The sequence below is a fragment of the Salipiger bermudensis genome (assembly GCF_017309175.1).
In the GTDB taxonomy this organism is placed as follows: Bacteria; Pseudomonadota; Alphaproteobacteria; order Rhodobacterales; family Rhodobacteraceae; genus Salipiger; species Salipiger bermudensis.
The window spans coordinates 12,549-25,796 of the sequence record NZ_JAEKJV010000024.1; the positions used below are offsets into that span (position 1 = coordinate 12,549).

A 13,248-nucleotide genomic window follows, 5' to 3' on the forward strand; every position below is an offset into this window, starting at 1 on the left:
GATGGATCAGTCGTGCAGGCCCTTGGCGACATGGTCGCGGACCAGGCCGGCGCCGATGGCGGCAAGGCGCTTGACCAGCACGTCGCCGGTCTCGGCCGAGCACAGGGTGGGATCGCAGCCATAGGCGCCGGTCTCGGTCGCCTCGAGCGCTTCGATGGGCGCCTGGATCTTGGCGCCGTCATAGACCACCGACGAGAAGCCGCCGATCTTCATGCCCTTGATCTCGCTGCCGGTGGGGGCGGGCTTGATCATGTCGGCACGGATCAGGTCGGGGTAGAAGTGCAGGCCGACCGAGGTCAGCGGGTCGCCGCCATGGCCCGAGCTCGCCTTTGCCTTGTCGGCCCCGATGAGGGCGGGCAGTTCGCCATAAGCGACCTGCCAGAGATACATCGACGGGATGAAGAGCCCGGCTTTCTGACGCCAGCGCAGCGCCACTTCGGTGATCGCGGGAACGTTGCCGCCATGACCGTTGACGATCATCAGCTTGCGGATGCCGTGGCGCTCGAGGCAGCCGAACATGTCGTCGAGGATGCCGCAAAGCGTGGCGTGCGAGATCGAGATGCCGCCGTGGCTCGATTCGAAATAGTCCTTACCGCCGAATGGGATGACGGGCGCAACGAAGGTGGGGACGCCATCCTCGCGGGCCGCCTTGGCAATCTCCATCGCCATCAGGTCGGCAGCCATGTAATCGCCCATAGGTGCGTGGATGCCCTGATCCTCGAGCGAGCCCATGGGCAGCAGAACCACCGCCTCGGACGTGAGTTCCTGGCGCGCCTCTTCCGAGGTCAGTTCCGCGATCCGGATCTTTTCGATCATGCTGTCATGTCCTTGTCATCTTGTCCGCCAGAGTTGACGGGTAGTGAACGGGGCTCAGCCCCTAGGGTCCAATTCAATCGGTTTGCGGGCCGATAAACGGAATTTTTCAGTCGCTTATTCCGCCGCTGCCGCAGGGGCTGCGGCGCCCGCAAGCGCCCCGAAGCGGGACAGGCGGAACGGGGTCGGGTCGACCGTAAGAGTTTGATACAAAGCCATTTCCGAGGCCAGCTGGCCGGCGGCGGGGCCGATGCCGAAGCCGTGCCCCGAGAAACCTGTGGCGATGACCAGACCGGGGATCGCGGCGGCGTGGTCGATCACCGGAACCGCGTCCGGGGTCACGTCGATGATACCGCCCCATTTTTCAGCAATCTTCACATCCCTGAAGGCCGGGAAGACCTTCGTCACCGCGCGCAGCGCCTGGTCGAGCATGGCGTGCTGCGGTTCGGGATCGAGCACGCGGCACTTCTCGAACGGCGTCACGCTGTCGGCGCTCCAGTGGCGCGGCGTGATGAGCCCGTCCCAGAGGCTGCGATCGAGGGTCAGCGAGACCTCGCCGCGATGCTCCTTCAGGCTCTTCATGAAATGCGGCAGCAGGCGAAAGCTGTCGGGAGTGATCTGCACCTTGGCGCGGCCCCGGCGCGAAATCGTGTAGCCGCCGTCGAGCCGGGGGCGGATGCCGAACTGGCCGTTGCCGAGCGCGTATTTCGGTCCGCCCTCGAGCGGTTCGGTGCGCATCACCGAGCCGCGCACCCTGAGCTGGGGCAGCGACACGCCGAGATTGCCGAGAAACAGCCGCGACCACGCGCCGCCGGCGAGGATCGCCGCACCGCAGGGGATGCGACCGCGCTCGGTCAGCACCGCCGAGACGCGCCCGCCCTTGGTTTCGATGTCACGCACGGCGCAATTGGTGAGGATTGCAGCGCCCTTGGCGCGGGCGCCCTTTGCCAGCGCCGGGGCGGCGAGCGCCGGTTCCGCGCGGCCATCATCGGCGGTCAGAAGGCCGGCGCGGGCCGGAACCGTGCCGCCGGGGAACTGCGCCTGCAACTGCGCCTCGGTCAGGCGGCGCGCGCCGATGCCGAAGGTCTCGGCATCCTGCGCGACGCTCTCGATCCACGCCATCTCGGCGTCGGTCTGGGCGGTGTAGACGATGCCGGTGCGGCGAAAGCCGGTGTCATGTCCGGTGCGCTGCTGCAGCGTGTCCCAGATCCGCAGGCTCTCGATGCCCAGGGGATACTCGGCGGCGTCGCGGCCCATGCGGCGCACCCAGCCCCAGTTGCGGCTCGACTGTTCGCCGGCGATGCGGCCTTTCTCGATCAGTGCGACGCGAAAGCCCTGTTCGGCGGCCCAGAACGCGGCCGCGCAGCCGACGATGCCGCCGCCGATGATGGCGAGGTCGACCTCGCCGGGCAGCGCGGCATCGCCTTCGACGGTGTCGACATAGGGTCTCATCACAGCCCCGGCTCGTAGCGCCAGTTGACCACCAGCTCGGACACGCTAGCTGTGTTCGGCAAGGTGACGACGTCTGCCACGAGCTTGCCGAGGTCTTCAGGCTGGGTGATCTCGTGGCGCGGCAGGTCGTGCCGCAGGGTGAGATCGGTGGCAACGAAGCCGGGACAGACGACGCAGGCGCGCAAGCCGTCGTCCCAGCCCGACCGCCGCGCGGCGTGGGAGAGCGCCACGGCGGCGTGCTTGGTCATCTGGTAACCGGCATTAAGCCCCAGCACGCGTTTGCCGGAGGCCGAGGCCAGCACGATCACCCGGCCGGCCCCGCTGCGGCATAGCGCCGGCAGCGCTGCGCGGGTCAGGCGGAAGGGCGCCTTGACGTTGATCGAAAGGAGCGCGTCGAGCATCTCTTCCATTTCGTCATCGGGTTGCGGCTCTTCCGGCATCAGCTCGAGCGGCCCGGCGATCCCGGCGTTGTTCACCAGCGCGTCGATGCGCCCGAAGCGCGCCTCGGTGGCCGCGACGAAGGCGCGGGCATCTTCGGCTTTGGCAGCGTCGTAGGGCACGATCAGCGGATCGTATTGCTCCAAGCTGTCGGGCAGCGAGGACGGATCGCGCAGGCCAAGCGACAGGGCGTAGCCGCGCCCGGCCAGTGCGTGGGCGATCGCCGCGCCGATGCCGCGGCTCGCCCCGGTGATCATCGCGACGGGGGCCTCGCTCATGCGTGTACCTCCTGCGCTGTCGCGGGTGTCACCGGGCCGCCCTTGACGCAGCGCACGTTCCAGTCGTCTCCGACCGGATCGAGCGGTGGCACGGCGCTGGCGCAGGCGTCCTCGGCGATCGGGCAGCGGGTGCGGAACGGGCAGCCCGAGGGCGGGTTCGCAGGGCTCGGCAGCTCGCCCTTCAGGATCCGGTCGCCGTCCGAGCCGTCGCCCGGGTGCAGCGAGGGCGTCGCGGCGAGCAGGGCGCGCGTGTAGGGATGGGCGGGCGAGCCAAAGACCTTCTCGGCCGGGCCTTCCTCGACGATGCGGCCGAGATACATCACCACGATGCGGGTGCAGAGATGGCGCACCACGTGCAGGTCGTGGCTGATGAACAGCATGGCGAGATCGAGATCGCGGCGCAGATCCTCGAGCAGGTTCACCACCTGCGCCTGGATCGACACGTCGAGCGCCGAGACCGGCTCGTCGGCGACGATGAAATCGGGCCGGGTCGAGAGGGCGCGCGCCACCGCGATGCGCTGGCGCTGGCCACCCGAGAACTCGTGCGGGCGGCGCTGCGCCGCGGAGGTCGGCAGGCCGACCTGTTCTAGCAGCCGCGCCACCTCGGCCTTGACCTCGGAGCCGGGCACGATGTTGTGGGTTCTGAGCCCGTCGGCGATCTGGGCGCCGATGCTGCGGCGGGGATCGAGTGAGCCGAACGGGTCCTGGAACACCATCTGCATTCGGCGCGAGAGCTTGCGCATCTCGGGGTTGGAGAGCGCCGACAGGTCGCGCCCGTCAAAGCTCATGGAGCCGGTGGTGGGCAGGTCGAGCCCCATCATCATGCGTCCCAGCGTGGACTTGCCGCAGCCCGACTCGCCGACGATGCCGACGGTTTCGCCCCGGGCGATGGTCAGGCTCACATCCCGCACCGCCCAGACATCGTGCGCTCGGCCCAGAAGACCGTGGCGGGTGGGGAAGTTGCGGCCGAGATTTTCGGCCACGACCAGCGGCGCGGAGGTGGCAAGCTCGCTCATGTGACGGTCTCCCAGTGGAAGCAGCGGGTCACGCGGCCCGGGGCCGGGTGCTCCGCCTTGGGGGGATTGGCGGTGCAGCGCTCGGTGGCGAAGGCGCAGCGGGGCGCGAAGCGGCAGCCGCTGGGCATCTGGCGCGGCGAGGGCACCGAGCCTGGGATCGCGGTCAGCCGCTCGGCACCGCCCTCGGGCACCGAGGCGATCAGCGCGGCGGTGTAGGGGTGGCGCGGGCGCTCGAAGACCTCGGCCACCGGGCCTTCCTCGACCACCTCGCCGGCATACATCACCGTCACCCGGTCGGCGATCTCGGCCACCACGGCAAGGTCGTGGGTGACGAAAATCATGCCCATGCCCGGCGTGTCGCGCTTGAGCTGCGCAAAAAGCTGCAGGATCTGCGCCTGGATCGTCGGGTCGAGCGCGGTGGTCGGCTCGTCGGCAATCAGCAGGCGCGGGTTGTTGGCCACGGCGACGGCGATCATCGCGCGCTGGCGCTGGCCGCCCGAAAGCTCGTGCGGGTAGGCCCGCACCCGCTGCTCGGGGTCGGGGATGCCGACATGGCGCAGCAACTCCACCACGCGGGTCTGCAGAGCGTCGCCCTCGAGGTCGTGATGGGCGCGGATCGCTTCGGCCACCTGCTCGCCGATGCGCAGCACCGGATTGAGCGCCGCGGCGGCATCCTGGAACACCATCGAGACCTCGTCACCGCGCAACGCGCGGATGCCTTCCTCGTCGAGCTTGGCGAGATCGACCGCCTTGCCCTCGCGGGTGGTGTAGTGTGCGGTGCCGCCGGTAACGCGCAGCGTGTCGGGCAGCAGGCCGGTCATCGCAAGGCCGGTCAGGGTCTTGCCCGAGCCGCTCTCTCCGACCAGCGCCACGGTCTCGCCGGGGCGGACGGTCAGCGACACGCGGCGCACCAGCTCCATGTCACGCACGGCGATGGACATGTCGCGGATCTCGAGCAGCGGGGCGTCGGCATCGGCCTCGACCGGGGTGGCGGGTTTCTTCGCGGCGGCAGAGCGCGGCCGCAGCCAGAGCGCGCCACCGGCGGTGACGGCGCGGGGATCGAGCGCCGATTGAAGACGGTCGCAGAGCAGGTTGAAGGTCAGGATGGTGCCGGCAAGAGCCAGCGACGGCCAGACCAGCAGCAGCGGCGCGACCTCCATGGCACCGCGCGCCGAGCGGATCATCAGGCCCCAGGAGGGTGTCGGCGGCACGACGCCGAGACCGAGGAAGGACAGCCCGCTCTCGATCACCATGGCCGAGGCCACCACCAGCGACATCTGCACCAGCAGCGGCGGCAGCACGTTGGGCAGGATGGTGCGGACGAGGATCTTCATCGGGTGCGTGCCCATCGACCGCTGCGCGGTGACGAAGTCGAGCCCGCGCACCTGCTGCGTCGCGGCATAGACCACCCGCGCATAGTTGGGCGTGTAGAGGATGGTCAGCGCCAGCACGAGCGGCCATGTGCCCGCGCCGAGGATGGTCACCACCAGCAGCGCTAGCAGCAGCGGCGGCAGGCAGAGGATGATCTCGGCGGCGCGCACCGTGACGAGCTCGACGGCGCCGCGAAAGTAGCCGCCGAGCAGGCCGAGCGCGGTGCCGATGATGGCGGCGAAGATCGCTGAGCCCACGGCGATGAACAGCGAGGCGCGGCCGCCCCAGATCAGGCGCGAGAGCACGTCGCGGCCGAAATCGTCTTGGCCGAGCCAGTGTCCGGCGGAGGGGCCGGCGAAGCGGTTGGGGATGTCCATGCCGCGCACGTCCTGCAGGGGCAGGAGCGGGGCGAGCAGCACGGTGGCGACGATCAGCGCGGCGATTGTGCCGGGCAGGATCAGCTTGCGGGTAGACCGGCTCATTCAGCGCACCAGGGAAATTCGGGGGTCGAGCAGGGCGTTCACCACATCCACGACGAGATTGAGAAAGACGAAGAGGACCGAGATCGTCATCACGATGCCGACCACTTCGGGATAGTCGCGTGCATCGACGGCGGCGACGAGGTAGCCCGAGAGGCCCGGCCAGTTGAACACGAACTCGACCAGCACCGTGCCGCCGATCAGCGTGCCCATCTCGAGGCCGAGCACCGTCAGCACCGGGATCAGCGCGTTGCGCACCACGTGGCGGCGCAGGATCGGGTTGCGGGGCAGGCCCTTGGCGCGGGCTGTGCGCACGTAGTCGCGTTGCAGCACCTCGAGCACGGAGGCGCGGCTCATCCGGGTGATCACCGCCAGCAGCGACAGCGCCACGGTGCAGGCGGGCAGCAGCAGCAGCTGCAGGTGTTCGAGCGGGTCCTCGGAGAACGGCGTGAAGCCGCCGGCGGGAAGCCATTGCAGCTTCTGCGCAAAGATCAGGATCACCACCGAGCCCACCACGAAGACAGGCGTCGAGAGCGAGGCCGAGGCGAAGAAGGAGATCACCGCATCGGCCTTGCCGTCGGCGCGGATCGCCGCATAGGTGCCCAGCGGCACGCCGATGCCGGTGGCGATCAGCGAGGCCGCGAGGATCACCTCGAGGGTGCGCGGCAGGCGCAGGGCGATCTGCTCGATCACCGGCGCGCCGTCGCGGAACGACGCGCCGAGATCACCGGTGAGCACACCGGTCATGTGGTCGATATATTGCTGCCAGAGAGGGGCGTTGAGCCCCATCTGCTCGCGCAGCGCAGCGACGGCCTGAGGATCGGCGGCGACATTGCCCTGACTGAGCAGCAGCTCTGCCGGATCGCCCGGAATGAGGTGCAGGAGGAGGAACACCACCGAGACGACGATCCAGACGAGGAACAGCGCCACGAGGCTTCTGGTAGCAATATATCTCAGCATGGGGTCAGCTTCAGCCCAGCACGGTTTCTTCCAGCGTCATGCCGGAATAGAAGACAAGCTGGCCGGGCATCACGGTGAACCCTTCGGCGTTGGCGCGCATGCCGTAGCCCTGCGAGCGCCAGGACAGACCGACGACCGGAACCGTGTCGATGGCGATCTCTTCCAGCTCCTTGTAGATTGCCTTGCGCTCCTCGGTGTCGAAGGTGGCGCGGCCACGAGCGAAAAGCTCGGAGATCTCCGGGGTTTCCATGCCGAAGCTGCGCACGAAGCTCGGGGAGAGCGAACCGTCGACCACGGTGGCGAGGCCGTCGGGGTCGTTGTTCATCGCGGCGGTGCCCATCACGGCAAGGTCATAGGTGCCCTCGTTGCCCTTCTTCACCCGGGTCGACCATTCCGGCAGGTCAAGCTGCACGTTGATGCCGATCATCGACAGATACGCCTGGCAGACCTCTGCGGTGGACTGGTGCATGCCGTATTGCGCGGTCGACAGCATCACGCAGTCGAAGCCGTCCGGGTAGCCGGCCTCGGCCAGCAGCGCCTGAGCCTTCTCGGGGTCGTAGTTCCACGAGTTGGCCAGTTCCGGGTTGTAGAACTCGGAGCCCTCGGCGATCGGCAGGTGCTCGAGCGCGCCGCCGCGGCCGTAGAACGCCGCCGCCGCGATGTCTTCGCGCTTGATGGCGTGGGCCACGGCCTGACGGACCTTCGGGTTGTCGAAGGGCGGACGCGAGGCATTGAAGGTCAGGTACATGAACGGACCGTCGGTGGCCTGCAGCGCCAGCTCGTCATTCGCTTCGATCTGGTCCATCGCCTGCCACGGCACGTATTCGACCAGGTCGACGTCGCCGGCCTCGAGCGCCGCCACGCGCAGGTTCTCGTCGGCATAGACGATGGCCTCGATATTGGCGACCTTCGGCATCTCGTCCTTGTAGTAGCCGTCCCACGCAGAGAGCGAGATCGACACGCCGCGATCGGCGCTGTCATAGAGGAACGGACCCGAGCCCATGGTGGTGTCGCGGGCTTCGCCCTTCTTGATCATCGGCATGTTGAAATGCGCGAACCAGCCCGGCAGAACCGCCAGCGGCTCGTCGGTGACCATGCGCACGGTCTTCTCGTCCGGGGTCTCGACCGAAGTGATGGCGGCGAGCTGACCCTGCAGATAGGCGGCGCTGTCGGGCTTCTGCGCCTCGAGGACGTTCCAGGCGATATCCTCGGAGGTAACGGGGGTGCCGTCATGCCAGGTGGCGTCGCGCAGGGTGAAGACCCAGGCGCCCTCGTCGTCGACCTCCCAGCTTTCGGCCAGTTCGCCGCGCATCGTGCCATCGGGGCCGTAGCCCAGCAGGCCGCGGTGGATCATCAGCTTGATGGTGCCGGCGGCGGTGCCGTTCGAGGCCCAGGCATCGAGGCTCGGCGGGTAGGTCGAGAGGCCGAAGCGCAGCGTGCCGCCGTCCTGCGCGTGCAGGGCCTTGGGGCCGAGGAAGCTCAGTGCGCCTGCGGCGGCGCCGGTGGTGGCGAGAAAGCCGCGACGGTTCATTCGCGTTGTCATTGAAGGTGTCTCCTTGTCGGGTTGTGGCGGGCTCTTCCTGGCCCTGTTGAATTGTGCCGGGCGGATCATTCCGCCGCGATCTGTGTTTCGCTGGTCTCATCCGGCGTGCCGTAGCCACCGCCCCCGGGGGTGATGACCTCGAGCCATTCGCCGGCGCGCAGGGTGCCGTAGCCACGCTCGAACGGGGCGCAGCCGGGGCTGGTGGCATAGCTGCCATGGCCGCCTTCGCCGCCGCCTTCGAGGCCCCAGGACCGCGACTTGTTGCGCGAGACGTCGACGCGGACCATGCACTCCTCGGTGGCGCGGTAGACGCGGCGCAGGCCCATGCCGCCACGGTGCTTGCCGGCCCCGCCAGAGCCGTCGACGAGCTCGTAGCGCTCGAGGATCAGGGGGTATTCGCCCTCCAGCGCCTCGACAGGCAGGTTCGAGGTGTTGGTGGCGTGAACGTGGATGCCATCGAGCCCGTCCGCCTGAGGGCGGGCGCCGCCGCCGCCACCGATGGTCTCGAGATAGACCCAGTAGGTGCCCGCATCCGGCCCGCTCTGGCGGGTGCCCGAGAACACCGCAACCGAGCATGTGGAGTTGGTGCAGGCCGAGACCCGCTCGGGCACCGCCTGCGCCAGGGCGCCGAGGATCAGGTCGGCGACGCGCTGGCAGGTCTGCACCCGGCCGTTGACCGCGGCGGGGTGCTTGCAGTTGAGGATCGAGCCGTGCGGCGCGTTGACGGTGATCGGACGGGCGAGGCCCGCGTTGGGCAGGACCGTCGGGTCGATCACCGATTTCACGATGTAATAGACCGTCGCCAGCAGCGCCGTGCGGGTCATGTTGATCGGGGCGCGGATCTGCTCGGGCGCCTCGAAATCAAGCGACAGCGCGTCGCCCGCGACGGTTACCGTCACCGCGAAGGGGATCGGGTCATCGAAATCGAGATTGTCGAACACGTCCTCGAAGCGCCAGCTTCCATCGGGCAGGGCGGCGATGCCGGCGCGCATCTTGCGCTCGGCATAGTCGAGCAGCGCCTCGCCCGAGGCCAGCACCACATCCGGGCCGTGGCGCGCGCAGAGCTCCTGAAAGCGTTGCACGCCGACCCGGTTGGCGGCCATCTGGGCGCGCAGGTCCGACAGGCGCTCGCGCGGGACCTGGCAGTTCAGCAGAATCAGCTCCTGGATGTCCTTCTGCAGCTCACCGGCCTTGTAGAGCCGCACCGGCGGGATGCGCAGGCCTTCCTGGTAGATATGGGCATGCGCCCGGTCGACGAAATCCGAGTGGTGCGCGAGGTTCACCGTCCACGCCACGAGCTGCTCGTCGACGAAGATCGGCTCGGCCAGAACGATGTCGGGCAGGTGGGTGCCGCCGCCGCGATAGGCGTCGTTGCCGACGAAGACATCGCCCGGGCGCAGGTCCTTCTCGTCGTGATCCGCCAGCAGCATCGGGATGAAGTCGAGGAAGCTGCCGAGGTGGATCGGGATATGCTCGGCCTGACAGAGCGTGCGGCCCTGCCGGTCAAATAGCGCCGTAGAACAATCGCGGCGTTCCTTGATGTTGGTCGAGTAGGAGGCGCGGACCAGCGCTTCGCCGGTCTCCTCCACGATCGAGGAGAGCGCGGCACCGATGACCTCGACCGTGATCGGGTCGAGTGCGTGAGTGGTGGTTTGGCCGGTCATGCGCTGAGCTCCAGGATAAGGTTGTCGATCTTGTCCACGGTGGCGGTGACCCCGGGGGGCACCAGCGTTGTGGTGTCCATCTGCTCGACGATGGCGGGGCCGGCGAAGGCCATGCCGGGGGCAAGCTTCTCGCGGGCATAGAGCGTGGTCTCGGTGAACGCGCCGGTCTCGGGATACCAGACCTCGCGGCTTCCGATGACCGCTTCGCTGGGATCGGAATCGCCGAGCGCGCGCTCGGGCAGCTCGGCCTTCTGCACCAGGCCCATGGCCTCCGCGCGGAAGGTCACGCAAAGGATGCGCTCTTCGGGCACGGCAAAGCCGTAGAGCCGCTCATGCGCCTCGGTGAAGCCCTGCTTGAGCGTCTCCAGCGTGGCCTCGGTCACCGGGCCGTCGGGCAGCGGGATCGACAGCTCGTAGTTCTGGCCATCGTAGCGCATGTCGATGCGGCGGGTGAGGCGGCGCTTGTCGGCGGGGATCGCCTCGGCGTCGAACCAGCCGGAGGCCTCGGCTTCGACCGAGGCCACGGTCTCGGCGATGATGCTGAGATTGGCGGGCTCGAGCGCGGTCAGGCGGGTGGCGGAGAAATCCGCACGCAGATCGGTGAGCAGCAGGCCCATGGCGCAGAGGATGCCCGGGCTGCGCGGCACGATCACCGTGGTCATGCCCAGTTCCTGCGCCAGCCGCACCGCATGCAGGGGACCCGCGCCGCCAAAGGCCATCAGCGCGTAGTTGCGCGGGTCGTGGCCGCGCTGCACCGAGATCACCCGGATCGCCTTGGCCATGTTCGCCGTCACCACCGAGATGATGCCCTGCGCCACGTCCATGGTCTCCATGCCCAGCCGCTCGCCGAGCTTGGCAATGGCCTCGACCGCGAGATCGCGGCGCACCTTCATGCGGCCGCCGAGGATCTCGACCGGGTTGAGGATCTGGAGCACGATATTGGCATCGGTGACAGTGGGATCGGTTGCGCCGCGGCCATAGCAGACAGGGCCGGGATCGGCGCCGGCGCTTTCCGGGCCGACCTTCAGCAGGCCGCCCGAGTCGATCGAGGCGATCGAGCCGCCGCCGGCGCCCACGGTGTGGATGTCGAGCATCGGCGCCTTGATCGGGTAGCCATGCACGACGCTTTCATTGGTCTGCGCGGTCTCGCCGCCGGCCATGAGCGCCACGTCCGAGGAGGTGCCGCCGACGTCGAAGGTGATGATGTCGTCAAAGCCCGCGCGGGCGCCGATGGCCTGCGCCGCGACCACACCGGTGGAGGGGCCCGAGAGCACCGCCCGCACCGGGGTCTGTGCCGCGGCCTCGAAGCGCACCACGCCACCGTTGGACTGCGTCAGGTGCGGCGCGACCGGCAGGCCGAGCTCCTGCAGGCGCGGCGTCAGCCGGCTGATATAGCGGTGCATGATCGGGCCGAGATAGGAATTGACCGTCGCCGTCGAGAGGCGCTCGAACTCGCGGAACTCGGGGGCAATCTCGTGGCTGGCGCAGAGGAAGACGCCGGGCATCTCCTCCTCGACGATGCGGCGTGCGGCCTGCTCGTGCACCGGGTTCACGAAGGCATAGAGGAAGCAGATCGCCACGGCCTCGACCCCGGCCTCCTTCATCGCGCGGGCGGCCTTGCGCACGGCCTCCTCATCGAGCGGTTTGTCGATCTCACCGGTGCGCAGCATGCGCTCGGGCAGCTCGAAGCGCAGCGCGCGAGGGACCAGCGTCTGCGGCTTCTCGGCGAAGAGATCGTAGAGGTCGGGCCGCTTCTGGCGGCCGATCTCGAGCAGGTCGCGGAAGCCTTCGGTGGTCAGCAGGCCGACCTTGGCGCCACGATGGGTGATCAGCGCGTTGGTGGCGACGGTGGTGCCGTGGCCGAGATAGGCGATGGCGGCGGCAGGATCGCTCTCGCTGCCCTCCGCGTGTTCCTTCATGCCTTCCTCGACACCCTGCGCGATGCCGCGCGACGGGTCATCCGGGGTGGAGGAGACCTTCCATACCTCGATGCGGCCGCTGGCCTCGTCGAAGAGGCACACGTCGGTGAACGTGCCGCCGGAATCAACGCCGACGCGCCATGTGCCTGCTGGGGTGATGCCTTGCGATCCGTCCATCATCGAAGTCTTGTCCTCTTGGCGTGTACGTCATGTATACAAGAAAGTGGGATCGATTCTGTCCAGCCTTGTTTTGCCTGAAGGGAAACATCCGGCGGATATTTGTGAAAGATTGATGAATGAGCAGTCACATGATTGTGGATACGGGCAATAATGGCGCTTTGGAAGGGCTTTCGGCGCGGGATCGGGCGTATCAGGGTGTCCGGGCGGGCATTCTGAAGGGAGACTTTCCGCCGGGCAGCTTCATCGAGGAGGCCATGGCCTGCGAGGTGACGGGGGTGTCGCGCTCGCCGGTGCGAGAGGCGCTGAACCGGCTGGCGGCGGAGGGCTATCTCGAACTGCACCGGCGGCGTGGCGCCATGGTGCGGGCGCTTTCGGCCACCGAGCTGCGCGATCTCTACGAGGTGCGGCTGATGGTCGAGACCCACGCGGTGCGCAAGATCTGCCGCGAGAGGCGGGCGCTGCCCGAGGAGCTGCTGCGGCTCTGCGAGGCGCATGAGGCGATGCCGGCAGAGGACCTGCTGGGCTGTGTCGAGATCAACCGGCTGTTTCACCAGGCGCTGGTAGCGGCGGCGGGCAACCGCGTGCTGGTCGACGTGTTCGACGGGTTGCAGGCGCCGCTGTCGCGGGTCGCGATGGTGTCGCTGCAGCAGGGTTTCGGCAAGACCGAGGTGATCGAGGAAGAGCATCGCGAGATGATCGCGGCGCTCTCGGTTCATGACGAGGCACGGGCGCTTGCCGTGGTCGAGCGCCACCTCGCCCTGATGCCGCGCCTGCAGTCGGCGCTGTCGTCCTGACAGGACAGCGCGAGGCGGCTTGCGGTGCAGGGCGGCGCGATGTTGCAGCGGTCTGGCCTCCGGCGTTCAGCGGTCTGAGTGCAGCGAAGTGAGGCAAGCGGCTGCCGTTGCGTCCAATTCAAAACTTTTGTGACGCGGAAGAAATTTTTTATCGGGAAGGGTGCGTGGGGGTCTGGGCCTCGCGCGGTTCAGGCGGTGGCAAGGGCCCGATTGCTCCATGAAATATGGCCTTGTTGAAAGGCGCGCTTGCCGTAGCGGCAAGCGCTGTATCTGTTTGCGGTCACGCAAGGGCGGGCGATCACGAAAACCCAAGTGATCGTCACTGCCCGTCGTCTAGGCAA

The 13,248-nt window shown here is 68.1% G+C and carries 10 protein-coding genes; 1 reads left to right on the forward strand and 9 read right to left on the reverse strand.

All coding sequences use genetic code 11. The features are described 5' to 3' along the window. Positions 1 to 6: 6 nt before the first annotated feature. From JF542_RS22415 to JF542_RS22455, 9 genes are all read right to left on the reverse strand, one after another. Complete coding sequence (locus JF542_RS22415) at positions 7 to 816, reverse strand: creatininase family protein (RefSeq protein ID WP_007799845.1); 810 nt, start codon at positions 814 to 816, stop codon at positions 7 to 9. Between the two features lie 114 nt (positions 817 to 930). After that, positions 931 to 2,265 (reverse strand): NAD(P)/FAD-dependent oxidoreductase, encoded by a 1,335-nt coding sequence (locus JF542_RS22420; protein ID WP_242533897.1) that lies wholly within the window; start codon positions 2,263 to 2,265, stop codon positions 931 to 933. Further along, positions 2,265 to 2,981 (reverse strand): SDR family NAD(P)-dependent oxidoreductase, encoded by a 717-nt coding sequence (locus tag JF542_RS22425; RefSeq protein ID WP_207077515.1) that lies wholly within the window; start codon positions 2,979 to 2,981, stop codon positions 2,265 to 2,267. The genes JF542_RS22420 and JF542_RS22425 overlap by 1 nt, the downstream gene beginning before the upstream one ends. Then, a complete protein-coding gene (locus tag JF542_RS22430) occupies positions 2,978 to 3,997 on the reverse strand; it encodes an ABC transporter ATP-binding protein (RefSeq protein WP_207077516.1) in 1,020 nt (339 codons plus the stop codon). The genes JF542_RS22425 and JF542_RS22430 overlap by 4 nt, the downstream gene beginning before the upstream one ends. Next, positions 3,994 to 5,850, reverse strand: a complete 1,857-nt coding sequence (locus tag JF542_RS22435) for a dipeptide/oligopeptide/nickel ABC transporter permease/ATP-binding protein (protein WP_207077517.1) — start codon at positions 5,848 to 5,850, stop codon at positions 3,994 to 3,996. The genes JF542_RS22430 and JF542_RS22435 overlap by 4 nt, the downstream gene beginning before the upstream one ends. After that, on the reverse strand, positions 5,851 to 6,807 hold the full coding sequence (locus JF542_RS22440) for an ABC transporter permease (RefSeq protein ID WP_040544773.1): 957 nt from the start codon (positions 6,805 to 6,807) through the stop codon (positions 5,851 to 5,853). It lies immediately after the preceding gene. A 10-nt stretch (positions 6,808 to 6,817) separates the two neighbouring features. Then, positions 6,818 to 8,350 (reverse strand): ABC transporter substrate-binding protein, encoded by a 1,533-nt coding sequence (locus tag JF542_RS22445; protein ID WP_242533898.1) that lies wholly within the window; start codon positions 8,348 to 8,350, stop codon positions 6,818 to 6,820. Between the two features lie 65 nt (positions 8,351 to 8,415). Beyond that, positions 8,416 to 10,014 (reverse strand): hydantoinase B/oxoprolinase family protein, encoded by a 1,599-nt coding sequence (locus JF542_RS22450; protein ID WP_207077518.1) that lies wholly within the window; start codon positions 10,012 to 10,014, stop codon positions 8,416 to 8,418. After that, a complete protein-coding gene (locus JF542_RS22455; RefSeq protein ID WP_242533899.1) occupies positions 10,011 to 12,110 on the reverse strand; it encodes a hydantoinase/oxoprolinase family protein in 2,100 nt (699 codons plus the stop codon). The genes JF542_RS22450 and JF542_RS22455 overlap by 4 nt, the downstream gene beginning before the upstream one ends. 131 nt (positions 12,111 to 12,241) lie before the next feature. On the opposite strand from JF542_RS22455, the gene JF542_RS22460 reads away from it, so the two are divergent. Further along, positions 12,242 to 12,907 carry a GntR family transcriptional regulator gene (locus JF542_RS22460; protein WP_007799877.1) on the forward strand — a complete coding sequence of 222 codons (666 nt, stop codon included), beginning with the start codon at positions 12,242 to 12,244 and terminating at the stop codon, positions 12,905 to 12,907. The last annotated feature ends 341 nt before the right edge of the window (positions 12,908 to 13,248 follow it).